The sequence below is a fragment of the Paenibacillus terrigena DSM 21567 genome, from assembly GCF_000374845.1.
In the GTDB taxonomy this organism is placed as follows: Bacteria; Bacillota; Bacilli; order Paenibacillales; family Paenibacillaceae; genus Paenibacillus_K; species Paenibacillus_K terrigena.
Genome location: NZ_KB895436.1, coordinates 26,169 through 51,920, shown reverse-complemented (window position 1 = coordinate 51,920; position 25,752 = coordinate 26,169). Strand labels below are relative to the sequence as shown.

Genomic DNA, 25,752 nt, shown 5'->3' with positions numbered 1-25,752 from the left:
CCCGAAGGAATAACTCCGCTCGACTTGCATGTATTAGGCACGCCGCCAGCGTTCGTCCTGAGCCAGGATCAAACTCTCCAATAAAGTGTTTGACTTGCTCATTTTGAAACTGACTTGCTTGCGAGAACCGAAGTTCTCTTTATTCTTTCAATCATTCGTTGTTCAGTTTTCAAAGATCAATGTCTTTCTCGTGATCACCGCGTCGTTCTCTCGGCGACAACTTTTATAATATATCACATTCGATTTCATAATGCAAGATATTTTTTTATGTTTTTTTCGAGAAGTTCTTTTCTCTTGCGTCCCGTCTGCTACTCTCGTAGCGGCCGGAATAAGAATATACCATGCATTTCACGTTTATAGCAAGAGGTAAAATATTACATCAAAGTCCGCGCTATTCTAGTAGAATCTATTGGACATATAATAGAGCTAACTCTACGCAAGGAGACGATTCATGAGTCAACTCACATTCATCGCATCCCGTCATCCGATACCCGAATAAGGAACAAACCTAACTTTCCAGCTTCACTCGCCCATTTGAGTGATGATATAGAAATATTGTATGGCGTAGATGGGCATACTCTAAGTGGGCTTCGTATTTCCCCGTGCACCAATCCACCCTATGATCTAGAACATTACATACGGTTAGACTTCATCTATTGGCTTGAAGGGGCATTTGACTCCTCCACGAGTGTCCCGCAGCTCATCGATTATTTGCAGACATTCAAGACTCCCGTTGAGATCTGGTCCATTGCCTTCGGACAAGGGCGACTCCCTGTACATGATCGAGCCATTCGACGCGTCGACCTTCACAGCAATGACTTGAACATACTCCATCAACGACAGTCGACTTATTGCCTGACTCTTCTATAGAAGAGTCATTGTTAATCACGTCGCTCCTCGCGACGAGGCTTCACATCTTGCGGAATCTCTGAAGGGCTGACTTGAATATAGTCTACATCAAACACACCCTCATACCCGAACAACCGCCCGAACACCGGATTCGTTACGTGTACCCGAATACGAAAACGTTCAATTTCATCATCGAACCATTCGCACACATCAGCATAACCAGAGAACAGCATCGGGAACTTAAAACCAATCCACTTCTCATAGAAGAACTGGTTACCCGATCGCAAGTGCATTCCACCATTCTTCGCTGCGGACATTTCAAGCTCGACCGCAAGATGCTGGTGTGTACCGAGATAATCGACAATTTTATGTTTGGACTGGCTATAGATCATCGTCGCATCGAACCGTCTTAACCGGTTCGTGAAATGATATTTGCGTGCCCACGTCACGGTCTCTCGACCAAACTGATCCACATAAGCATAATTTTCAATGGTAAAAGAGATCTGCTCCCCTTGCTGCGGAAACATAATATTGCGAACAGTGCCTAGATAAAGAAAAGGTACTGTAAAAGCTCGCCCATACCATACTTTCTCCATTACACCGCGTCCTATTGAGGCACGATGATCTCTACTACTAAACCCGAACCGTTCTTGAATCCGGGGATGTAGGTTCTCAAAATCACGCCCTAGTGCACGCTGATAGATTGAAGTCATTTATGCTTCCTCCTCTATTCTGCTTCTATTCTGCTTCTATTCGGCCGCCTCAAACAATTCGAAGCACGAGGTAAATCTGGAAGACTAAACAAACCCACAACAGACAACGCAATCATTCCGAGGTTTAACGTTACCGGGTTAAATGGCGCAACGTAGAGCTGTGGTTGAAGGACACTGCTCATACCAAGTAATATCAAGAGCCCTATATTCCAAATGTACATGATTCTCCGGCGATTCAGTCCCATAATCAAAATTAACAACCCGAATATCACCTCAAGAATACCCACGGTCATTAACGCAAGGCTCTCATATCCCTGAAATAATAACGTCCCTTGAAGAATCGCAAGCTCACCGGTCTCAGGGTACAAAATCTTGGGAAATACCCCTTGGTAGATCCATATCACGCATAACACCAGGATACAGACCAAATCCGTCAGACTTCTCAGCAACGATATTCGTGGGTGTATTCCTTTCTCGATCCATAGCCGTAGCGCATCAAAGCTCCAGGCAGTAGCCCAGCCCATCAATGGCCGGAACAATAAATGATCCAGTAACTTGCCTATCACGCCGAATCGTGTTCGATAATCATAACGCGTGAAGAATCGCACTCCATCCGTCGTCGGGACATATTTCCAGAACCCCGCTCCTTCCCGAATGAGAGAAATCCATTGATCCGATGCAAAACGTAGGATAGATGTCCTCGATCCGTCCTTCTCTTGCACACCCGATGTCTCTCCTTCGCCAGCGATCGAAACACCGAACCCAATATTCGTTCGATAAAGGAACCGTTGAAGGTCTGATTCTTTGTGCTTAGGGAGGTATTCGATTTCTGTAAACCGTAGATCCCATTGTTGGTGAACATCAGGTGTCTGCGTATAATACCACAGCGTATCCATGTCAGTACGAATTATTCGTTCCACATAGATTGGTTTGTTCGTCATATCCATCGCCTCCCATATATTAGAAGTGTATATGATAAAGAGCGCAACAGAAAGAAAATTATTCAACGATCTCTATACTTTCTAAAAATCAAAAAAGCCCGTGCACTGCACGGGCTTCCATTCTTGTATCTTGAATGAGCTATGAAATATGATAGCGATCTTGTAGCGCTTTGACTTTATTCGGCGTGACATCATTCCCCAACGGGTCCATCACCGTCGTGCTAACGACGATCTTCTCCATGGAGCCGCGAATCTCGCTCAAGTAGGATTGACGAAGACGTTGTTGTTCTTCCTTCTCCTCTGGTGTCAACGCGAATTGTTTCTCTTTTCTAGCGAGTTCATTGATTCTGGATAGGCTCTGAATAACCATGGGTACTTCCCTCACTTCCATATACACAATTAAAGTTATTTACTAACTTAATTGAAGTATAGTGGTAATGCTCTCCATTGTCAACATCCCAGAATGCCCCTTAATAAATTAGGCCTGCGCGGATTGCAACGTCTGACCTGGAGTCGCTACTTCTTGCTTCTGGCGAGAAATATAGAACAGCGTGAACCAAATGAACACAAATCCAAGCAGCTGCGTCCAAGTCACGACTTGTTTGAACACGATCCAGTTGATCAATACCCCTACCATCGGGAAGCTAAGCTCCGCGAGTGTTGCATAGGAAGCTTTCGTCGTACCCAATCCTTTATAATAGAGCAGCAAACTTAGCAAACCAGGCAATAAGGCCTGCAATAATAGATTAATGAAGACGAGTGATGCATCAAGCGTTCCGATCGACAGGTTCCAGCTCTGTCCCTCAGATAGCGTAACGATAATGAGCAGCGGTAGTGCTAATGCGAAACGAAGCGAGGTAACCGTCTCATATTTCATTGTTCGTAGCAGATAGCTCCCCATCACCGTGGAACCTCCCCATAACGCAGCAGCCCCAAGCGACAATAGACTTCCAACCTGAACGAAATCATTCACATGTCCGAAAGGCAAGGTCCATCCGAACGTCAATAAATACGTACCTAACAAAGCAAGAATGAATAGGAATCCAAAGTATTTCGGCAATACTTCCTTCAGAATCACTCTAGCCAAAACAATCGCGAACAATGGCTGCAGCTTCTGCAGTAATAGCACGGCATTCAGGTCTCCATGCATAAGCCCCTGGGTGAACAGGATCGTCGCAATCGCGGACCCGCCCCAAGACACGAATAAGAGAGCGAAGACACGACGCCATCCAATCCCCTGCAGTTCCGTCCGATGCCGCCATAAGACTGGCGCAGCAACGAAGAACAGAATAATATGCTCGAGCAGTACGATTTGTGTGGATGTCAGCCACTTGAGCAGAATAACGCGGAAGAGTGGATCAACACCCCATAACGCAGCGCCGAGCACAACGAGCCAGAAGCCCGCATTGAATCTTGAAGCACGTGGAACAGTTAATTCTGTAGCATTCATAGTGAACTCCTCTTCTGAATACAGGAACGAAGCGGTAAGGAAACCCCACAAAGTGTTGACTTGACTTGAAGCTGATTCAGGTACTTTGCGGAGACCCCGAAAATCATTAAAGCCCCGCAAGCGCACAACTATGTACGCAAACGGGGCTGATCAAATAAACATGCAGGAATATAGCGCTACCCCAGCACGCTTCTTTGATGATCTTCTACCATCCGGACTTTACCGTCGGCCTTGGATTCTCACCAAGTCAGTCCCCACGCCAAGTTCAGCATGAGGAGTCGCGGGCTGCGTTCTACGAAGAACATCACCGCCGGTTGGGAATTGCACCCTACCCCGAAGATCCTTATTCATTTAAATTTTAGTATTTGAAAACTTATAATTAAGATTATACACGTTCACGAAATATTTCAAGTGATTTTCATCACGCTCTGCCGCGGTCTATTCACGAAATAAATACTGACGAGAATGAGCACAAGCCCAACAAGCAGTGATAGGGTAAAGGGTTCATTCAAGAATACCGTTCCAATCAGAATCGCCACTAGCGGGATTAGAAAAGTAAACGACGCCACTTTCCCTGCCTCACCCGTATCGATCAGATAATAGAATACGATCCACCCTACCGCAATGACGAAGATCGCTATAAATAACAAACATAAAACAAAGGTCCAGTTCCAGTCGATATCCGCCCAGCTCTCGAACTGTGATCCGCCCACTGTCATCACGAAACCGCCAATGATGAGCTGCAGTGTGACAAGCCATATCGAATCGACGATCGGCGCTACTTTCTTCACGAAGATCGTACCTAGCGCCCAACTCAATGCCGAGCCAAGGGCTAACAAGATCCCCGTAACAGAAAGATCACCGCTGAACCCGCCCATACTAATCACGCCGACCCCTGCGAATCCAAGAATAAGACCTATGAGCTTCAACCCATACATCGATTCACCTAACCATAACCAGGAGAATACGCCGACAAGAACGGGTTGGAGGAACACGATCGCCGAGAACAGCCCTGCCGGCAGATAATTCAGTCCAATCGTCTGTAGTCCGTAGTACAGAATGACATTCACCAACGCGGCGAACAAATAAATCTTCCACGTCTCGCGGAATTTGAGCTTGCGGTATCTTGGCAATGCGACAATCAGCAAGAAAATCCCGCCGAGCAATGTTCGCAGTCCGGAGAATAACACAGGCGGTGTATGCTCAAGGGCGATCTTCGTAAGGGGCCAATTAATCCCCCATACCGTAATTAAAAATATTAGCAATAATGCCGACTGTAGCCTTGTTGACTTCCCCATGGTGCCATTTCCCCCTCTCGCTACCATGCCAAAACGAACGGAATCCGCCATAAGCAGCGGATCCCTCGTCTTTGTCTATAGTACAGTGATGTCAGCGATGCGGAAGGAAATCTTAGTCATTTGAACCGGATGTCCGGTAAGACGTAGCGCTCTAGCTTGCGCCTCCATGAGATCGAAATATTTGAAATAGATCTCTGCCTCGTCCAGATTCGGCGTGACATAAGGCTCCACTTCGATATAATATTGACCATCCTCGAACTTCAGAACATGGCCGGTCTTCTTATTCGACATAGTTTCCCCTCTCTTACCTCAAACCCTTAATTCTTCGGTGCTTTTGCCCAGTCTGCTGCGAATTTCTCCATCCCTTGATCCGTTAATGGATGCTTCGTCAACTGCTCAATTACCCCATAAGGAATTGTTGCAATGTGCGCCCCTGCCATCGCTACGCGAGTTACGTGATCCGGATGACGTACCGAAGCAGCAATGATTTGCGCATCCAGGTTATGAATACGGAACAACTCCGCAATTTTCGAGACAAGCAGCACGCCATCTTCCGAGATATCATCCAGACGGCCTAAGAACGGCGACACATACGTCGCACCTGCACGAGCTGCAAGAAGCGCTTGGTTGACTGTGAAAATCAACGTAACGTTCGTCTTCACGCCTTTTTTTGTTAGGTAACGGCAAGCTTCTAGACCTGCAAGGGTCATTGGAAGCTTAATCGTAATGTTTTTATCGCCACCATTGATCTTAATCAGTTCATTCGCTTCAGCGATCATCTCTTCCGCAGTTACAGCATCAGGCGATACTTCTGCTGATACAGATTCAACTTCAGGTACGAGCTTAAGAATTTCTTCAATACGATCTTCGAATTTAACGCCTTCTTTGGCAACCAGAGATGGATTCGTTGTAACACCAGAGAGAACACCGAGTTTGTACGCCTTCTGAATATCCACTACATTCGCTGTATCGATAAAAAATTTCATGCCACTTACCTCCGTTTATGATTTGATAAGATTGGTGCATTGCCCTTACTATTATAAACCAATTACTTCTTCTCGACAGCATGTCCTCCGAATTCGTTGCGAAGCGCTGCGACAACCTTGCCTGTGAACGTATCCTGATCTAACGAGCGATAACGCATAAGCAGGGACATGGCAATGACAGGCGTAGCCGTCTGTAGTTCGAATGCTGTCTCGACCGTCCACTTGCCTTCCCCGGAAGAGTGCATAATGCCCTTGATCTCATCCAGATTCGCATCCTTCGAGAAAGCACGCTCCATCAGTTCGATCAACCACGAACGAATAACGGATCCGTTATTCCATACGCGGGCAACCTGCTCATAATCAAAATCAAAATCAGACTTCTCAAGCACTTCGAACCCTTCGCCAATGGCAGCCATCATCCCGTATTCGATGCCGTTATGCACCATTTTCAGAAAATGTCCGCTGCCTGACTTACCTGCATACAGATATCCTTTATCCACGGCAGTATCACGGAAAATCGGTTCAACAACGGCCCATGCCTCTGCGTCGCCGCCAACCATATAACATGCCCCGTGACGAGCGCCTTCCATTCCGCCTGAGGTACCTACATCCATAAAGCTCACGCCAAATGGCTGCAACTGATTGTAACGGCGAATCGATTCTTTGTAATGCGAATTCCCCGCTTCAATGACAATATCCCCTTGCGATAACAACGGCGTGATCTCCTCAATGACGGAATCAACAACCTGATGCGGAACCATAATCCATACAATGCGCGGTGTATCAAGCGACTGAACCATCTCTTGCAGCGACGAGACACCCGATGCTCCGTAGGATTTCATCTCTTCTACCGCTTGTGTATTCAAATCAAATGCAACGACCTCGTGCTGGTGATCCAATAAATTTTGCCCTAGGTTCAACCCCATTTTCCCAAGACCTACTAATCCGACTTTCATATGCTACCCCTCCAATGGTGTGTATATTAATTCTAGATGTCCGGCGAGTTATGAAAATTATACCTCAGTAAGCACTCGTTCTCTGAGCGGCTTATCGAGCCACCACTGGTCTTCACCCAGCAGTTGATGTGCTGCTTCTGGCCCATTCGAACCCGCTTCATACGTATGAAGTGGAACCTCATTCGCTGCGAATGCATTGAGGATTGGCTGCACCCAAGCCCAAGATAATTCAACCTCATCCCAATGGGCGAAGAATGTTCCGTCCCCGCGCATCGTGTCATGGATCAAGTTCTCATAAGCCTCCGGCATATCTTGCGCATTCGAGAAGCAGTTCACATGGACAGGCTCGAACTTGCTCGCATGCACAGGATCTTTACTATTCAACTGCAGCGTAAGCCCCTCATGCGGACCGATATCGATCACGAGCAGGTTCGGACCAGCTGTCTCATCTTGCGGTTTGTTGAATGGTTGTAGTGGATCTTTGAATTCGATGACGATCCGTGTAGACTTCTCTTGCATTCTTTTACCTGTACGGATATAGAATGGTACGCCTTCCCACAAGCTGTTATCGATCCACAATTTAGCTGCGAAGAACGTATCATTCTTCGAGCTGGACATAATGCCCGGTTCATCCAAGTAACCAGGTACCGATTTCCCAGCCATTTCCCCTGCTGCATATTGTCCGCGAACGATGTTGCGCGTCAAATCTTCCTTGGCGAGTGGCCGAAGCGCCTCCATTACCATTTTCTTCTTACGGCGAACTTCGTCCGGCGTACTCTGCTGCGGCAGCTGCATCGCGGTCATCATGAGCAATTGCAGCATATGATTCTGGAACATATCCCGAATCGCACCCGCTTTGTCGTAATAGCCTGCACGCTCTTCAACACCAACGGTCTCTGCCGCTGTGATCTGAACGTTCTTAATGAAACGGTTCGACCATAGCGCATGAATGACCGGGTTCGCGAATTCGAGGACTTCTAAGTTCTGAACCATCGGCTTGCCAAGATAGTGGTCAATACGATAAATTTCATTCTCGTCGAACGAACGAGATAGCTGTTCGTTCAGCGCGCGAGCAGATTCCAGATCATGACCGAATGGCTTCTCAATGACGAGTCGTTTCCAGCCCTTCGTGGAACCTAGGCCGCTTGCTTTGATATTCGATGCGATCACATCGAAGAACTCTGGAGCTACCGACAAGTAGAATAGACGGTTGCTTGGAATATGCAATTCTTCCTCACGCGCTTCAACCAGCTTCAGAAGTTTCTCATAATCTTCGATTCGGCCCACATCAAGCACGCTGTAGCGAAGTGAGCTAAGGAAAGCTTGAAGCTGCTCAGGCGTACCTACATCACGTCTAGAGAAGGTATGAAGGGAATCTTCCACTTGCGAGCGGAATTTCTCATCAGACCATTCTCTTCTTCCAAGCCCGATAATGGAGAATGAAGCAGGCATTTTCTGGTCCAAGAACAGATTATACAAAGCCGGATATATTTTTCTTTTGGCTAAATCGCCTGTTGCACCAAATAATACGAGTGTTGTTGATTCCATATATGTGTTCCTCCTGTTGAAAAAACAATGGTTGAATCGAGGAAAGCATGCTGCCTTTATTCCTGTGAATTCAGTCCGTCATTTATTAATTATAGTATATTACAAAAAGTAAGATAAGTAAATAAATAAATCGATTCAATCGGATGAATCTGATGTACTTTGGCATAAAGCTTGAAGTACACCTTCATTGATCCGAAGCAGCTGGTCAATTTCTTCTGCGGTCAAACGATTCAGCACATTTAATATTGCTTGGCTCGACGTCGATTTCACGATCGATTGCTTTGAGATTTCCTTGCCCTGCTCGGTTAACCGCAGCTTCACTTCTCTTCGGTTATGCATCGGAATTTCTCTTACAACCAGCCCCGCCTTTACGAGTCCATCAATATTGACGCTTAACGTGCTTTTGGAAGACACCAGACGTTCGGTCAAATCCTTCAATTTCATTTCGGGCGTTGCATGCAATGTATTTAGAATCGCCATTTGCTGTAATGATAAGCCTAATGAGGCGGCATTCTGCTGCTCCATCTTGACAGTCACCCGACTAATATTCCAATATGAGTCCAATACACGCGCTGCAAGTTTGCTCTGCTCATCCAGAGAATGCAATCGAGATATACCTCCAATCCTGATGAAAACGCTTCATTAGTGAATTGTTCATAATTGAACTATCCAACTGTGATTTAGATCATATTCCTATTCATTTTCCTTGTCAATACAAAGACCACCCCTTCGTAAGAGGTGGTCTTTGCCATAAATTCAATATTATTTCAATCGTGAGAGAACATTGGTGCACAATCTGGAACCAATCCCCTCCACGGCCGCATAGTCCGTCGCTTCCACATAGATGGCACGCAGCCGATCGTGCAGCTGCTTCACTTCCGCCAAAATCGCTAGAGAGGCCTTCATCGATGCAGCGTATTGGTCCTTCACTTGGGCAATCCCATCCGCATACCGTTCATCGGTTCCTTCATCAATCGTACGCACGTACATATCTAGAATTTCGTCCCCTTCACGGCTTGGAAAATGCTCATGCGGTGCCGTGGAATCGAATATCGCCAGGCTCAGCGCCGGGAAGATGACCATATCCAAGCTGTTCGGATCGAATCCACAATGATAGACCTCGACGCTCTGCCCGCGTTCCTCCCCTGCGGTCACCAGCTTCTTCAGCATCGTTGATTTTCCGGATCCCGGGCGGCCTTTGACGAAAATACGACGGTCAAGCTGCTCCGTCAAGTTCATCACGTAATCGACGGCACCTACGCTCGTCGCCGCCCCTAGATACAAATGACGCGTCGATTGCACAGGCCGTTCCGACGATGCATCGGGAATGAGTGACTTCAGTTCTTCCGTCACCTGATCCGCCGCATCGAAACGAATATGGTCGATATAATATTTCTCCCAATCATCGTGAATACGTAGCGTATGCAGGAATGAATCCGTCGCGCTCGCATAGCGCTCCTCGATCTGCTCCTGGATCTGCTGCAATTCCTGTCGATGCGGGTTGAGGATATCACGGCTAACGGCACCATGCAGAGATACCGTAATGATCTTGGTATCGGTAAAGCCTGCGAAAGCATCCAGGCATGCCGCCGCGTCAACAACGCCAATCGCTGCGCTTGGAATCCACAGACCATCGAGCGTCTCATGATTCAACGGATTATGGAACCACCACGCATGAGCCCCTTGGTCACGCACGCCATCCGCGATCTTCTGAATCATCGTTGATTTTCCCGTTCCAGGACCGCCTTCTAATAGAAACAACGCATAAGCTCCTTGAAATGCCGATGCAAATGAATTCGTTCTTCCTAACGCCGTATTCCCGCTCGCAAAAGCATGTTTAACCGTACCTGCCATCGCTATCCCACTCCCTGTCATCCATCGCTTATAAGATACGATATGCAAATACCTGGCACTGTGTGTTCGCCCATAGCAAAAGAGAACCCTGCCTTCATATGGAAGGAGGGTTCTTCGAACATCGTCCGTCTTATTTACCAAGCAAATCCTTAATGGCGCTCATATTCTCTGCAAAGCCGACGAACACCTTGTCATGAATGACAAGCGTCGGAACGACTTGCTTGCTCGTAAGCTCCCAGACTTCCTTCGGATATTTCTCATCCACTTCACAGTTGAATTCTTGATAAGGAATGCCATTCTCCTTGAAATACCGTTTGGCATGATTGCAATCGCTGCAGGTTGGAATCGTATAAATTTTGAGAGGTTCTGTCATCTTCATCCACTCCTTCAAATTCATTTATGCAACAATTTCTTGTAGCTTCATCAGCGTCATTAGGTTCACGAACTTGCTGAATTTCTCCTTGCCCTTCGCCTCTGCTCTATAGAAATCGATAATTCGCGTAATGGCCGGCACGAGTTGCTGTTCCTGCAATCCCGATAACAATAATTGTGCTGCGGCAACTTTGATCCCTTTCGGCTCGCCACCGACATAGATATCGAACGTATCGCGCATCTTCACGACGCCAATATCTTTGAATAACGGCTCACTCGTTCCGAGAGCACAACCTGCGTATCCGATTTTGAGCGGTGTCGGTGTATCGATCCCTGCAATGGCACGATTTAACTTACGTGCTGTTTCGAGTCCCGCATCTTCTGCACCTTTGCAGAAGTTACAGGCAATTAGACTTTTGCTAACAAAACCTGCGGGGTAGACCTCGAGCCCTGCCTGCTCTAATGCCGCTTGGATCGCATCACGCCGCTCCACTGGAATCTGCACATACATTTGCTTGAACGGCGTCATCTCAATCTTCGCATCCGGACCTACAATCGTGCCAATAGCGCTCAGCTGCTCTGGGGTAAACAAGGTGCCTCCCACCTGAAGAGGTGGGGCCACCGCAATATTCATCTTCTCTCCCATGATCATTCTCCTTAGTGACGAATTTTCACACGTTGTAGACGAAGCGCATTCAGCACAACCGACACGGAGCTGAGTGCCATCGCTGCTCCCGCTACCCATGGTGCAAGCAAACCGATTGCTGCAATTGGAATCCCCAAGGTATTGTATCCAAGCGCCCAGAACAAGTTCTGTTTAATGTTACTCATCGTCTTCCGGCTCATGTAGATCGCATCCGGGATGCTCGAGAGATCGCCGCGCATTAGGGTGACATCAGCTGCTTCCATCGCAACGTCCGTGCCTGTGCCGATCGCCATTCCGATATCCGCCGTTGCAAGTGCAGGCGCATCATTAATGCCGTCCCCAACCATTGCCACGGTCTTACCTTGCGATTGTAATTTCTTCACTTCTTCCGCCTTGCCCTCTGGAAGGACTTCAGCGAGCACATGTTCAATACCTACCTCCGCTGCAATCGCCTTCGCTGTCCGCTCATTATCGCCAGTGATCATAATCACTTGAATGCCCATATCTTTGAGACGGGCTACTGCTTCCTTAGAGGTTTCTTTGATGGTATCGGCTACTGCGACAAGACCTGCATAGTCGCCGTTCATCGCAACGATCATCGCTGTCTTACCCGCTTCTTCAAGTCGATTCATCACATCATAAGCATGCTGTGCATTCACATCGAATTTCTCCATCAATCGACGAGTACCGATCAAGAGCTCATTCCCTTCCACAACAGCCTTAATTCCATACCCCGGAATCGCTTCGAAGGACTCGGTTGCTGGCATTTCAATATTTTTCGCTTTGATCCCTTCAACGATCGCTTCTGCAAGCGGATGCTCTGAGTTCTTCTCCGCCGCACCAACCAAGCGAAGGAATTCGGTCTCATTATTTTCCGTCAATACGTCGGTTAATTCCGGTTTACCTTTGGTTACGGTACCTGTTTTATCCAGGATGATCGCGTCAATCTTATGGGTCTGCTCCAGGTGTTCGCCACCTTTGAACAAGATTCCGAACTCTGCTGCACGACCCGACCCTGCCATAATGGATGTTGGTGTCGCTAGACCAAGGGCACAAGGGCATGCAATGACGAGGATGGCAATGGCTTTCTCAAGCGCCTCAGCGAAGTTACCTGGGGTGACAAAGAAATACCATACGAGAAAGGCAACAATGGCAATCCCAATGACAATCGGTACGAAAATACCGGAGATGACGTCTGCCACCCGTTGAATCGGCGCCTTAGAGCCTTGCGCTTCTTCAACGACCTTAATAATTTGCGCAAGTGCTGTTTCTTTCCCTACCTTTGTTGCTTGAATACGTAACATGCCGTTTTTATTCATCGTTGCCCCGATGACTTCATCGCCGGCTTTCTTCTCTACCGGAAGGCTCTCACCGGTTAACATCGACTCATCCACGGACGATACCCCTTCGAGTACAAGTCCATCGACAGGAATTTTCTCACCTGGTTTGACGAGGACAACATCTCCCGTCAACACTTCTTCGACTGGAATGGATTGCTCAACGCCGTCACGAATGACAAGCGCCGCCTTTGCTTGCAGCCCCATCAACGATTTGATCGCTTCGGATGTCCGTCCTTTCGCCAAAGACTCGAATAATTTGCCCATAAGAACGAGCGTAATCAACACGGCACTTGTCTCGTAGTACATTGCGGGCCCGTGGTGGGCGTTCGCACCTGCTAAGAACCAATCGATGGTGAGATACAGACTGTAGAAGTAAGCAGCGGATGTACCGAGCGATACCAATACGTCCATGTTCGCACTGCCGTTACGAAGCGCTTTGTAAGCCCCGACATAGAACTGTCTTCCGATATAGAATTGAACCGGCGTGGAGAGAAGCAACTGTATCCACGGATTCATGAATAGATCCGGCACGTAAATCCACGACGTAAATGAAAAGTGTCCCACCATGCTCCACAGGAGTGGAAGCGAGAGAATCGCCGAGATCAGCAGGTTCCGTTTCTGGTGCCGAATTTCCTTAGCACGATGATCGCCCGTGGATTCACTTTCTTGCTTCGTGATCGCTTGGTAACCAAGCTGCTTCACCTTGTTCTGCATATCTGTAACCGATATATCGCCTGGCGAATATTCGACGCGGGCTGTCTCCATTGCGAAGTTAACCGTTGCGCTTGTCACCCCAGCCATCTTGCTGAGCCCTTTCTCGATTCGGTTCGCACATGCTGCGCAAGTCATGCCCTCCAGCTTGAAATCAACCGTTTCTTTGGCTACTCCATAACCTAATTTCTTAATGGTCTCTTCCATACGATCAACGTCCAGCTTGGATGAATCATAAGATAGGCTCGCTTTCTCCAGTGCAAAGTTCACATTGACGTTCGATACGCCTTCTAATTTATTGAGACCCTTCTCGATCCGGTTTGCGCAAGCTGCACAAGTCATGCCCGTAATGGAAAGGGTGGTCTGTTTCTCATTCGTCGCCGTAGACATCCTTATTCACTCCTCTTGTTCAACCTCTTCTTGATCTTAGTATACCCCTCTACCCTATATTAAGTCAACATTTTTTTACAATACCCCTCTACCCTACATAAAAGATCATAATAAATTCCGGAAATCCCCTATAATTGATGTTGGTTTTCCCGTTATTTTATAAGCTTATTCATCGTCACCAGGAGCTCTGATAACACATTTGTGCCGCCTTCCTTCATGCGATCCATGACACAGCTCTTCATATGACATTCGAGCAGCAGCTTACCTACTCCATTCAAGGCCGACTGTACAGTTGCAATCTGATTCAGCACATCATCACAGTAGGTATCCTTCTCGATCATGCCTTTCAAGCCACGAATTTGATTCAGTCTGCTGATAACATACCCCTCTATAGTATATAAATAGGTTCATAACACTTCAATTTTTAAGCTTTACGCATTTCATTCTTATTGTTATCTTGGTAAAAAGTAATCTATCGTCTATGGTACCTACCAATCAATGGACAAGGAGAGGTTGTTCATGTTCAAACAAGACCGCGGGAACCTGAAAGTATGGATTCATTTCTTCGTTCCTTATGCCCTTCTACTTACCGGGTTCCTCGGCGTCGGCTTATACGCATATGACCGGACCACATCATTAATTGAGAGCAATACCAAAGAAACGGCCTATGCCGTCCTCGAACAGACGAAGGAAATTTTAGATCGTCGCTTCAATGAACTTGAGACGATGGCCGAGCAGGCTGCGAGCAGCACGAAGGTGCAGTCTTTTCAATATGTCGATCGACCCTTCGCCGGTACGAATCCCATTCGAATCCTCGAGCTCAAAAAAGATTTATTTGATTATTCCCTATTCAATCATTTCCTGTTGAATTATTACATGGTCTACCCGCACAGCGAAGTCGTGGTGTCGCCTCGATCTTCTTATTCCCTGCGCCAATTCTACGACCTAGAGTTCCGATACGAGAACCAATCCTACGAGGCCTGGCTGAAAGAATTAAAGTCTCGCACCAGTGCCAAGACCTTCATCCCGGGACGTACGGCAACATATCAGAACAAAAAGGCCTCTGTCGTCACGTACATGCAATCCTTTGGCTCCCAAGAACGATCCGGCGTCGTCCTCATGCTCATCGACAATACGCAAATCCAGAGCATGCTGCACAAGCTGGATTCCAGTAATGGCGGTTTCGTCCTCATTACAGACGCAAAAGGCGAGATCATCAGTCGTACTGGTTCGAAAACAGACAGCAGCTGGGCCTCAGAGCTGAAGGATGGATTCAACCCGATCGATATCGACGGGCAACGGATGCTCGTTACGAAGACCACCTCTCGTTACAATGGCTGGACATATCTGACGGCGCAGCCTGAGTCCTATGTTCTCGAGAAGGTACATTCCATTAAACAATTGATCTTATCCATTATGCTGATCGGCCTCATCTTCGGTCTGATCGCAGCGCTGCTCTTCTCCTATCGCAACAGTCGTCCGCTCTGGTTACTGCTTCGCGTACTCCCATCGGGTCGCATGGCGGGAGGACATTCGCCGAATCGCAATGTCTGGGATTTCGTAAGGACCTCGGTGACGAATCTGATGCTAAGCAATGACTACTTGTCCGAAAAAATGGATCAGCAGGTCCCACTTATCCGCAGTGGATTCTATGATCGTCTGCTGCGTGGCCACTATCTGTCCAACAAAGACATTGCCGCAGCGATGGAGCATTCCCGCCAAACCTGGGATGGTGAATACTTCGCCGTCAGTATTTTGATGATCGCAGGTTATGAAGGGACCTATAATGAAGCGATGCTCACCGAGCTGGATTTCCGCAAAATCGCAATCCGCGACATTATCGTCACTGGCTATGGGCGTATCATCGCAACACATGACCTGGGGGAGAATCAGATCGGCTTACTGCTGAATGACGACGCTGTCTCGCCAGCTGCATTCATGGAGGATGTTCGGAACCATCTCAAAGCACTGCATCATCGCATTGCTGCCGCACTGCATGTTCAGGTCTATATGACCGTCGGTGGATGTTATATGCAAATGACGGAGATCAGCCGATCTTATGAAGAAGCTCGTCTACTTCGAGAACGGGAGCATTTATCCGAACAACGTCCTATCGTGTTCCATGACGAGGAGAGCCCTGCATTGCCAACGTATTATTATCCGCCCGATGTTGAGCTCAGGCTCATTAACCTTGTGAAATCAGGCAACTTGCCCGAGACAGAGGCACTACTCGAGCAGATCCGTCAGAACAACCTGGAGCAACAGCATCTCCCTGCCGCCGTCACAAGGGTTCTCATTCATGAGTTAACAGGTACACTCCTGAAATGCTGTGAGCAAGAGGCTGGAGACACTGATCGCCAGCAGGAAGAAGTGAAGTCCGCGCTAGCCGCTTCCGAAGCGAGTCGTTCGCCGAAGGCTGCATTCGAGCCGTTGGTTATCGCGTTCCTCTATCTATGCCGCCAGCAGCATGACCGGAAGAAAAGCCATAACAATCAATTGAAACAAGATTTGATCCAACATCTCGAAGAGCATTATATGCGAACGGAGCTGAGTTTGTCGGAGCTTGCAGAGCGCTTCAATTACGCTGAAGCGTATATATCGTATTTTTTCAAAGAACAGACGGGTGTCAATTTCTCCGATTATCTGGAATCGATTCGCATGAACCATGCCAGACGGCTCCTCAAGGAGAGCGACATGTCCGTGAACGAGATCGCAGCTTGGGTCGGCTACTATTCCCTCAACTCCTTCAGCCGCGCCTTCAAAAGAGCCAACGGCGTAAGCGCCACGGAGTTCCGCAAGCACGCACGGAGCGGAATCTAAAGGATTGCACAGCACTTGATTAGGGAATAAACGAGCATTTATTCCTTTTCTAAAAACCTGCATAGCCCTTGAATTTAACGCATTTACGAAAGCGCTTACTCACTCTATACTTCAAATCACCGGCCGGTTAACCAATGGACATTCAAGGGGGAATCACAGCTGAAATCTTGGATATCGTTAAAAAAGGGGTGGCAGCTGTACGCGTTATTTGCCTTGCCGCTTCTCTACATCATCGTGTTCAAATATGCCCCGATGCTCGGCAACATTATCGCATTCAAACAGTATTCGATCACCAAAGGCATGTTCGGCAGCCCATGGGCAGGATTCACGCATTTCGAACGGTTCTTCAACTCTCACGAATTTTGGCGCTTGCTGACCAACACGCTATCCATCAGCTTCTACACGCTTCTCGCGAGTTTCCCGTTCCCGATCCTGCTCGCTTTAGGACTTAATTATGTGAAAAATGAACGCTTCAAGAAAACAGTCCAAATGGTTACGTATGCGCCCTACTTCATCTCACTCGTCGTCGTTGTCGGCTTGCTGTTCCAATTCCTTGACCCCCGCACGGGGATCGTCAATCACATCTTGGGATGGTTCGGTGTGGATCCGATCAACTTCATGGGTGAAGCATCGATGTATCAGACCATCTATGTCGGTTCCTATGTCTGGCAGAACGTCGGGTTTGCTTGCATCATTTATTTGGCAGCGCTCGCGGGGATTGATCCCTCTCTGCACGAAGCGGCTGTCATGGATGGCGCCAACAAAGTCCAGCGGATGCGTCACATCGATATCCCTGGTATTATGCCGATTGCCGTCATTCTGTTAATCCTGAATACAGGGCAGATGATGGAGACGGGCTTCGAGAAGATCCTGCTCATGCAAAATTCACTGAACTTGCGAACTTCGGAGGTCATTGATACGTACGTGTACAAAGTTGGGCTCGTCTCGCAAGCAATGAATTTCTCATACGCGACCGCAATTGGCCTATTCAAAGCCGCGATTGGTTTTGTCCTGCTGATCGTCGTTAACCAGACGGCGAAAAAGGTCGGGCAAGAAAGTCTATGGTAGGAGGGGGAGACAACGATGCAACAACATTCCACCATTCGCGAGTCGGGCAGCGACAAGGCATTCACCATCGTTAACTATGTGATTCTCTCGATCGTGCTCCTCATCATCTTGTATCCGCTCATCTATGTTGTAAGCGCTTCATTTAGTTCGAGCTATGCCGTTCTATCCGGCAAAGTATGGCTATGGCCCGTCGAACCGTCGCTGGATGGCTATAAGGCCGTTTTCAAGAACAAAAATATACTCACGGGATTCCAAAATACGGTGTTCTATACGATCGCGGGAACTTTGATCAATGTCATCATGACGATCTTAGCTGCCTATCCGCTATCCAGACGGGATTTCAACGGTCGAAATGTCTTCATGCTAATCTTCGTGTTCACCATGATGTTCAGCGGCGGACTGATTCCAACGTATTTCGTCGTCAAAGAGCTGCATATGATCGACACGGTCTGGGCCATGCTCATTCCGACTGCGCTATCCGTATGGAATGTGATCATTATGCGAACGTATTTTCAGACGACGATTCCACATGAACTGCTCGAAGCATCACAAATGGACGGATGCAATGATTTTCGCTTCCTGCGGAGCATCGTGCTTCCGTTGTCCGGACCGATTCTGGCCGTCATCGCTTTGTTCTACGCCGTCGGGCATTGGAATCAATATTTTAACGCGATGATCTATTTGAAAGACCCTGAGTTGTATCCATTACAGCTCATTCTTCGGGACATCTTGGTTCAGAACGAAGTGAAGATCGATATGCTGGGGGATGTCAAAACGGCGGCGGCCCGCCAAGGCTTGCGCGAACTATTGAAGTATTCGCTCATTGTCGTATCCTCTGTCCCGTTGCTTATCGTCTATCCGTTCGTGCAGAAGTTTTTCGTGAAAGGCGTCATGATTGGCTCTATTAAGGGCTAAGGTTGGTTACTAGAACCATTATGGGAGGGTCTCTATGAGAAAAACATGGGTTACGCTTATCGCAATCTTGCTTCTACTTACTACTGTTCTATCCGCTTGCTCCGGTTCGAATGAAGGGAAAGGCACGACAACGGATACGCCAAAAGAAGGTACAGCGACGACAGACAGCTTGTTGACGCCGCCAGGCACTTACCCGATTACCAAAGAGAAAGTTACGCTGAAGGTTATGGTGCGCGGCAATCCGCTCGTCGAGAATTTCTCGACGAATGAATTCACCAAATGGTATGAAGAGAAAACCAATGTCCACATTGAATGGGAAGTCGTTCCCGAGCAGAGCATGCAGGAGAAACTGAACCTCGTGCTTGCCAGTGAAGACTATCCGGATGTCATCTTCGGAATGAACGTGTCGCCTGCACAAGAAATGATCTATGGCACGCAGGGCGTATTCCTGCCATTGAATGATCTGATTGAGAAGCAAGGCACGCAGACGAAGAAGATGTTCGCCGATCGCCCTGATATTAAAGCAGCGATTACCGCACCAGGCGGCAACATCTACTCTCTGCCTGAAGTGAATGAATGCTACCACTGCTCGATGAGTCAGAAGATGTGGATCTACAAGCCGTGGCTCGATAAATTAGGTCTCAGTATGCCGACGACGACCGAGGAGCTGTACAACGTGCTCAAAGCGTTCAAGACGAAGGACCCGAATGGCAACGGCAAAGCCGATGAGATTCCACTATCCATCTCACCAAAATCGTGGAGATCTTCCATTGATGGGTTCCTGATGAACTCCTTCGTCTACAACCCGATGTATGGATCGACGAAGCATCTATTCGTGCAGGACGGCAAGCTCGATGTCTCCTACACGAAGCCGGAATGGAAAGAAGGCTTGAAGTATCTGCACAAGCTCTATGCGGAAGGTTTGATTGCTCCTGAATCATTCACCCAAGACGATAATCAGCTTATTCAGATCGGGGAAAATCCGAAGGAAGTCCTGCTCGGCGCTTCAACCGGCGGACACCAAGGGGTATTCACGCAGCTGCTCGGCGAGAGCGGTCGCTGGAGCGAGTATACTACCGTTCCGGTCTTGAAAGGCCCTGGTGGCGTGCAATATGCGCCAAACGATGCAACAAGCTTAACGACAGGGGCTTTCCTCATTACGAATAAAGCGAAAAATCCTGAAATCGCGCTCCGTTGGGCCGATGGATTATACGAATACGAGCATACGCTGCGCAGCAATTATGGTCGTCCAGACATAGAATGGCGTGATGCCAAAGAAGGCGAGATCGGTATCGACGGCAAGCCAGCGAAATGGTCCGAATTGAAATCGTTCGGGGAAGTACAGAACGTGAACTGGGCACAGACGGGTCCTGCTCTTCGCTCCAATGAATTCCGCCTTAGCGCGGTGAGCAAAGGTGAGAAAGATCTCGAGGTGATTCTCTACAACGAGACGAAGAATAATTATGAGCCTTACAAACCAACGAATATTGCAACGGTTCCTCCGCTCTTCATGACGAATGAGCAAGCAACAGAGATTGCTGATCTCTCGAAGACCGTCAATGATTATGTGGATGAAATGTTAGCCCGCTTCGTCATCGGAGATGCCGACGTTGATAAGGAATGGAATACCTATATCAGCACGCTCGATGGCATGAATCTGAAACGCCTCATCGAGATCTATCAGGAAGCTTATGATGCGCAGACGAAAAAATAATTGATGTGATAAGGATCCGTTCTGTTCTATGGACGGGTCCTTTCGATTGTTGCATAATGTAGACATGGGAGGGACTATACATGACAACTGAGCTAAATCATAATCACGAATCATTACCAAGTAAACCAGCGGTTGAAACCGCTGCCATGGAAATGACGCGCAATGCCGAGCCACTCGTGCTCGAATTCCGCGGCGGGCACCTTGAGAATGTCCATTATGGACATGTCTGCGGCGTCGATGAAACCGGACACACGACGTATCGTTCAGGGGATCCGGAATGGGTTACCTTCATGCGTTCCGCAGCAAAACCGATTCAAGCGATTCCATTTTTCCTCGAAGGATTTGACGAGAAATTCGGGTTCACCCCGGAAGAACAAGCCATTATGATGGCTTCACATCGTGCGCTTCCTTATCATGTTGAGGCGTTGGAAGGCATGATGACCAAGCTGGGGCTAGACGAGAATGTCCTCGTCTGCAAGCCGACCTATCCGTTAGATGCAGACGCACGGGACACGCTTGTAGGGGATCATAAACCGCAGCGCCGCATCTATCATAACTGCTCTGGTAAACACCTCGGCGTTCTCGCATACTGCAAAGGTATGGGCTATTCGCTTGATGAATATTATGCTGCTGACCATCCCGCACAAGTGCGTATTCTACAGATTGCATCGGAGTTATCCGAATGCCCTGTTCAAGATATTCAGATCGGAACCGACGGCTGCGGCTTCCCTGTATTCGGCATGCCGCTTCGGAATATGGCAATCGCCTTCCTCAAGCTCGCTTGCCCGGATTTGATCGAAGATGCGAAGCTGCGTGAAGCGGTCGTGAAAGTCACAACACTTATGAATGCCTATCCACGCATGATCTCGGCGGAGTATCTGATCTGTCCGAATCTGCTCATGGACGATAATATCGTAGCGAAAGGTGGAGCAAAAGGCATCTATTGCTTCGCTCTGAAGAAAGAGCGTCTTGCGTTTGCACTCAAAGTAACCGATGGCTCCGAAGATGAATGGCCGATCGCGGTCGCTTCGATCCTGGAGCAAATCGGATATAAGAATCAAGCAACGATTGATCGGATGTACCACATTGGTCCACCGGCGATTCGCAACGACAACGGACTCGTTATCGGCGAGAACCGCAGCGTCTTCACGCTGCATCAGGAGTAGTATCATGCCGAACATCGACTGGAATTACGAAGTTCAGCGGCGGCAAGAAGCGCTTATGCGCGACTTGTCGTCGCTCCTTGCCATTCCTAGCGTGAAGAACTTAAGCACCGCAGGTCCTGGCGCACCGCTCGGAGTCGAATCCGCACGGGCGCTGCGCTATGTACTGGACCTCGCTGCACAGCATGGGCTTCAGGTCGTGAATCACGAAGGCATCGTTGGCTATGCAGCTTACGGCGGCGAGGTAGATCATGAGGTTGTTGAGGTGCATACTGAGGGGGCGCCAAATTATATCGCGGTACTCAGTCACGTCGACGTCGTTCCGGCGACAGGTGAATGGACCTCTCCTCCCTTCGCGCCCGAAATTCGCGATGGCCGCTTGTACGCGCGGGGCGCGATTGATGATAAAGGACCTACGATAGCCGCTCTCTATGGATTGCTCATCGTCAAGGAGCTTGGACTACCGCTTCTTCATCAAGTTCGCCTCATTATCGGCACGGATGAAGAGACGGGGATGAACTGCATGGAGGTATACAACCGTTATGAACGGCCACCACTTGCCGGCTTTACGCCGGATGCGGATTTCCCGATCGTACACGCGGAGAAAGGGCAAGTGAATACCCGAATGACGCTGCGATTTGATGGGGAATCCAGGGAGCATTCGGTTCCCGCTTCCGTAGGTGCGCCTCCGTTGCAGCTGTGTGCGTTCCGTTCGGGAACGGCAGCCAATATGGTGCCGGACGCTGCTGAAGCGGTGGTGAGCGGATCGGCGGCGGATCTCGATTCGTTAGCGCTCGCGTTGCAGGCCTTTTGTGCTGAAAGAGGCCTGGAAGGCGGGCTTGTTGGCGGATCTGGAGAAATCAAGCTACATATGAAAGGGAAGTCTGCCCACGGCATGGTTCCTGAACTGGGTAACAATGCGGGACTTCGGCTTCTCGACTTCCTAAATTCTCAATCATTCGTAGGCCACGACGCCCGCTTCATTCGCGGCGCGGCTGACCTGCTCGCAGGCGATACGGCAGGCGAAGCGCTGGGAATTGCCAGCCGTGACGATGCGATGGGCGCTCTTACGGTCAATGTTGGATTGCTTCAGTACCACCCGGCCGCATCTGAAGGCTATTTCCACCTGAATATTCGCTTCCCATCCTGTATCCGAGGCGAACAGATCATCGATACATTACGTGCGCGCATCGCGCCATATGGCTTCGAGCTGTCTCCGCCGATCATCAAGCCGTCGCATCTCGTGCCGGCCGACCATCCGATGATTCGGACGCTACAGACCGTCTATACGGAGCAGACGGGTGAAGAGGCAACGCTCTTATCGACCGGAGGCGGAACGTATGCTTGCAAGCTTCCAAACTGCGTAGCATTCGGACCGCTCTTCCCAGGCGAGCTCGATACGGCGCATCAGCCCGATGAGTCGATCAGCATCGACAGCTTGATGAATGCGGTGGCGATCTATGCGAGAGCGATCTATGAATTAGCGAATTTGGATTATTCCGCACCTGGCGAAGGGAGAGCACAACGATGAACATTCGCGTATTAGAATCGTCTGCAATCTGCAGCGAAGCAGACATCAAGGTCTATCTGGCAGCCGAAGGCGCCGAACGGCAGGAGCTCGATTATGACGTGAAGCCTGCAATGACGGCGCACGGCAAAGTGACGATATTCTACGGCACGCGCGGCAGCCAGCATACGGCAGTCATCGGGCTGGGGCATGCAAAACGCCTAAGCACGGAGATGGTTCGCCGCGCGGCAGGCTGCGCTATACGTGCATTCGAGCAGGAGGGCTTCCGTTCAGCCGCCGTCCTGCTGGATGCCGTACAGGCGGAGACGTTAGCATTCGATGCGGTCTTGGGGGCATGGGTGGAAGGCTGGATTTTAGGCCGTTATACCTTTGACGCCTATAAGAAAGACCCTCATCAAGGCACCCTCGAGGAGCTGATCTTGCTGCATGCGGGCGGCGATAGCGGTGCTGCGCAGCGCGCGATTGAGAAGTCGCGCCGACGTGCGGAGAGCACGATGCTGGCACGCTATTGGTGCAACGAGCCTGCGAATGTAATGACGCCGGAGCAGCTGACGGAGCGGATCGTTCAACGGTTCGACGGACGAGCGCATACCCGCGTGAAGGTGTATCAGGGCGAAGCATTGGCGGAGCACGGCATGAACGGATTATTGGCCGTAGCGCAAGGAAGCCGTCAGCTGCCGGCCCTCGTCGAAGTGGCCTATGCTTCGGATCCTTCCCAGCCCCTACTCGCCTTGGTCGGTAAAGGCATGACGTTCGATATGGGCGGCATGAACGTGAAGACGGGACGCGACCTCAGCGAAGCCCGCTTCGACATGGGTGGCGCTTGCGCCGTCATCGGTGCACTGGATCTCTTGATCGCGAGTGGTGCGGCAGCGAACGTCGTCGCCCTGATCGCGATCGCGGATAATGTCCCGGGAGCCGGAGCGCTGCTTCCTTCCTCCATCGTCCGTTACCCCAATGGATTGACGGTGCAGGTCGGCAATACGGATGCGGAAGGTCGGCTTATTCTCGCCGATGGTCTGCTTCACGCAGGACGGCTCGGCGCAGCGGAGATCATCGATATCGCGACATTGACGGGCGCGATCGGACACGCGCTCGGCCTGCGCGTCGCAGGTGTCTGGGGCGACCCGAACAGCACGAAGTCGCTTCATGAGCTCGGCGCCGTCAGCGGCGACCGGGTATGGCCGATGCCGCTCATCGACGATGACGATGCGCTGCTTGGCAGCGACTATGCGGACCTGAACAATATCAGCTCCAGCGCGTACGGCGGCGCGAACGCCGCGGCGCTGTTCCTGCGCCGATTCGTCGAGCCGGATACCCGCTGGGTCCATATCGACATGGCCAACACTGTGCAGTCGCCGTCCGATCGAGGCTATGAACGTACAGGGGCAACAGGCTTCGGCGTACGTCTGTTAGCAGACTACGTCATGCAGCGAGCGGAGCAAAGCGAACAATAATAGATACAGTAAAGGGTCAACGTGACATGACGTTGACCCTTTGCTTCACGCTATCCGACTTCTCCCGAGGGATAGGTCACTTCTATATTATGATTCAAATTACGCCATATCGAGGTGTTTATCGGATGGAGATTACCTCTCCCTGTCTAATCGCTATTAATAGAGCCGAAAACATAGACGAGGAAATGTTTAACCATGCCCTTCAATGGATTCCTGAGGATCATCGGCATCCAATTATGCGGCTTAGAAGAAAAGAAGACCGCGACCTAGCTTTGCTAGGCGCACTATTAATTCGATACGCGATAAGTAAAACATGTTCCATCCCCTTCAAGGATATTGTGATTCTCAAAAATGAATACGGCAAACCCTACTTATCAGGTTCTCATCACATTCATTTTAATATATCCCATTCCGGTCAATGGGTTGTCCTCATACTGAGTGAATACCCTGTCGGTGTAGATATCGAGCAAATAAAAAGCATCGACTTGACTGCATTTGACTTATTCTTCGCAAGAAATGAAATAAATCGATTGTCCTCCTATACGGGACGGCAGAAGTTATCATGTTTCTACGATTTGTGGACGCTCAAAGAAAGCTATATGAAGGCGATCGGGGTAGGCCTGTCGATGCCGCCGGATTCTTTCTGGATCGAATTTGAGCCGCGCATTGCTGTTTATCCTCATCAAGCTGAGAAGGACTGGCATTTTAGACAATATGCATTTTCCCCAGAGTACAAGCTCTCGGTGTGCAGTTCTAATCCGTCGTTCCCTGAAGAAGTTCGCCGTCTGGCATCCGATCATTTTATGAACCTGGTGTCACTTCAAGTCTTCTCATAAGAAAGGCATAGCCGAATCAACGATAACGTTGATTCAGCTATGCCTTTTAATTGCTATTAGAGGTTATTCAAAAAGTCATCATTTGATCACGAAGTCATTCAAGAAGCATATCGACATCGAATCTTGCGTTCACCTTCGAAGTCCGGTACTCATTTAGGTTTCGCCTAAACTACGTTCCTCCTTCTTCAGGTTCTCGC

24 protein-coding genes, 1 rRNA gene and 1 riboswitch are annotated in these 25,752 nt (G+C 49.1%); of the genes, 8 read left to right on the top strand and 17 right to left on the bottom strand.

Translation table 11 applies throughout. The annotated features are described in order from the left end of the window. The 17 genes from C558_RS0129420 to C558_RS32195 all read right to left on the bottom strand — a co-directional run. A 16S ribosomal RNA gene (locus tag C558_RS0129420) occupies positions 1–84 on the bottom strand; the annotation flags it as partial. Positions 85–642: 558 nt separating this feature from the next. Beyond that, positions 643–834, bottom strand: a complete 192-nt coding sequence (locus C558_RS34510; RefSeq protein WP_018759881.1) for a hypothetical protein — start codon at positions 832–834, stop codon at positions 643–645. 47 nt (positions 835–881) lie between these two features. Further along, positions 882–1,562, bottom strand: a complete 681-nt coding sequence (locus C558_RS0129410; protein WP_018759880.1) for a DUF4166 domain-containing protein — start codon at positions 1,560–1,562, stop codon at positions 882–884. Between the two features lie 14 nt (positions 1,563–1,576). Beyond that, positions 1,577–2,503, bottom strand: a complete 927-nt coding sequence (locus C558_RS0129405) for a DoxX-like family protein (RefSeq protein WP_018759879.1) — start codon at positions 2,501–2,503, stop codon at positions 1,577–1,579. A gap of 139 nt (positions 2,504–2,642) precedes the next feature. Beyond that, positions 2,643–2,873, bottom strand: coding sequence for a DUF896 domain-containing protein (locus C558_RS0129400; RefSeq protein WP_018759878.1), 231 nt, complete (start codon positions 2,871–2,873; stop codon positions 2,643–2,645). A 108-nt stretch (positions 2,874–2,981) separates the two neighbouring features. Further along, entirely contained in the window at positions 2,982–3,953 is a 972-nt protein-coding gene (locus C558_RS32200) for a DMT family transporter (protein ID WP_018759877.1), read from the bottom strand. Between the two features lie 196 nt (positions 3,954–4,149). Then, positions 4,150–4,298, bottom strand: a riboswitch (FMN riboswitch). Between the two features lie 62 nt (positions 4,299–4,360). After that, positions 4,361–5,251: a DMT family transporter gene (locus C558_RS0129390; RefSeq protein WP_018759876.1), complete on the bottom strand. Its 891-nt coding sequence runs from the start codon at positions 5,249–5,251 to the stop codon at positions 4,361–4,363. Between the two features lie 75 nt (positions 5,252–5,326). Beyond that, complete coding sequence (locus C558_RS0129385) at positions 5,327–5,542, bottom strand: hypothetical protein (RefSeq protein ID WP_018759875.1); 216 nt, start codon at positions 5,540–5,542, stop codon at positions 5,327–5,329. Between the two features lie 26 nt (positions 5,543–5,568). After that, complete coding sequence (fsa, locus tag C558_RS0129380) at positions 5,569–6,237, bottom strand: fructose-6-phosphate aldolase (protein WP_018759874.1); 669 nt, start codon at positions 6,235–6,237, stop codon at positions 5,569–5,571. A gap of 62 nt (positions 6,238–6,299) precedes the next feature. After that, a complete protein-coding gene (gnd, locus tag C558_RS0129375; protein WP_018759873.1) occupies positions 6,300–7,193 on the bottom strand; it encodes a phosphogluconate dehydrogenase (NAD(+)-dependent, decarboxylating) in 894 nt (297 codons plus the stop codon). 57 nt (positions 7,194–7,250) lie between these two features. Next, positions 7,251–8,741 (bottom strand): glucose-6-phosphate dehydrogenase, encoded by a 1,491-nt coding sequence (zwf, locus tag C558_RS0129370; RefSeq protein ID WP_018759872.1) that lies wholly within the window; start codon positions 8,739–8,741, stop codon positions 7,251–7,253. 135 nt (positions 8,742–8,876) lie between these two features. After that, positions 8,877–9,347 carry a MarR family winged helix-turn-helix transcriptional regulator gene (locus C558_RS0129365; RefSeq protein WP_018759871.1) on the bottom strand — a complete coding sequence of 157 codons (471 nt, stop codon included), beginning with the start codon at positions 9,345–9,347 and terminating at the stop codon, positions 8,877–8,879. A 156-nt stretch (positions 9,348–9,503) separates the two neighbouring features. Then, entirely contained in the window at positions 9,504–10,595 is a 1,092-nt protein-coding gene (locus tag C558_RS0129360; RefSeq protein ID WP_018759870.1) for a hypothetical protein, read from the bottom strand. 130 nt (positions 10,596–10,725) lie between these two features. Beyond that, positions 10,726–10,968: a glutaredoxin family protein gene (locus C558_RS0129355; protein ID WP_018759869.1), complete on the bottom strand. Its 243-nt coding sequence runs from the start codon at positions 10,966–10,968 to the stop codon at positions 10,726–10,728. A 24-nt stretch (positions 10,969–10,992) separates the two neighbouring features. Then, entirely contained in the window at positions 10,993–11,613 is a 621-nt protein-coding gene (locus C558_RS0129350; RefSeq protein WP_018759868.1) for an NAD(P)/FAD-dependent oxidoreductase, read from the bottom strand. Positions 11,614–11,624: 11 nt separating this feature from the next. Continuing rightward, positions 11,625–14,054 (bottom strand): heavy metal translocating P-type ATPase, encoded by a 2,430-nt coding sequence (locus tag C558_RS0129345; protein ID WP_018759867.1) that lies wholly within the window; start codon positions 14,052–14,054, stop codon positions 11,625–11,627. Positions 14,055–14,206: 152 nt separating this feature from the next. Then, a complete protein-coding gene (locus C558_RS32195; protein WP_051106943.1) occupies positions 14,207–14,446 on the bottom strand; it encodes a metal-sensitive transcriptional regulator in 240 nt (79 codons plus the stop codon). Positions 14,447–14,573: 127 nt separating this feature from the next. Here C558_RS32195 and C558_RS0129335 point away from each other — a divergent pair, with 127 nt between their 5' ends. The 8 genes from C558_RS0129335 (at position 14,574) to C558_RS0129300 (ending at position 25,555) form a co-directional block, all read left to right on the top strand. Next, positions 14,574–16,874 carry a helix-turn-helix domain-containing protein gene (locus C558_RS0129335; protein WP_018759865.1) on the top strand — a complete coding sequence of 767 codons (2,301 nt, stop codon included), beginning with the start codon at positions 14,574–14,576 and terminating at the stop codon, positions 16,872–16,874. Between the two features lie 213 nt (positions 16,875–17,087). Then, the gene (locus C558_RS0129330) at positions 17,088–17,942 is read left to right on the top strand and encodes an ABC transporter permease (protein ID WP_018759864.1); all 855 of its coding nucleotides are present in this window, start codon (positions 17,088–17,090) and stop codon (positions 17,940–17,942) included. 15 nt (positions 17,943–17,957) lie between these two features. Next, positions 17,958–18,857 carry a carbohydrate ABC transporter permease gene (locus tag C558_RS0129325; RefSeq protein WP_018759863.1) on the top strand — a complete coding sequence of 300 codons (900 nt, stop codon included), beginning with the start codon at positions 17,958–17,960 and terminating at the stop codon, positions 18,855–18,857. 34 nt (positions 18,858–18,891) lie between these two features. Further along, positions 18,892–20,571: an ABC transporter substrate-binding protein gene (locus C558_RS0129320; protein ID WP_018759862.1), complete on the top strand. Its 1,680-nt coding sequence runs from the start codon at positions 18,892–18,894 to the stop codon at positions 20,569–20,571. Between the two features lie 80 nt (positions 20,572–20,651). Further along, positions 20,652–21,737, top strand: coding sequence for an asparaginase (locus C558_RS0129315; RefSeq protein WP_018759861.1), 1,086 nt, complete (start codon positions 20,652–20,654; stop codon positions 21,735–21,737). Positions 21,738–21,741: 4 nt separating this feature from the next. Beyond that, positions 21,742–23,265, top strand: coding sequence for a dipeptidase PepV (gene pepV, locus C558_RS0129310; protein ID WP_018759860.1), 1,524 nt, complete (start codon positions 21,742–21,744; stop codon positions 23,263–23,265). Then, a complete protein-coding gene (locus C558_RS0129305) occupies positions 23,262–24,719 on the top strand; it encodes a leucyl aminopeptidase family protein (RefSeq protein ID WP_018759859.1) in 1,458 nt (485 codons plus the stop codon). Before pepV ends, C558_RS0129305 begins: the two co-directional genes overlap by 4 nt. A gap of 26 nt (positions 24,720–24,745) precedes the next feature. Further along, positions 24,746–25,555: a 4'-phosphopantetheinyl transferase family protein gene (locus C558_RS0129300; protein ID WP_083927313.1), complete on the top strand. Its 810-nt coding sequence runs from the start codon at positions 24,746–24,748 to the stop codon at positions 25,553–25,555. Positions 25,556–25,752: the final 197 nt, after the last annotated feature.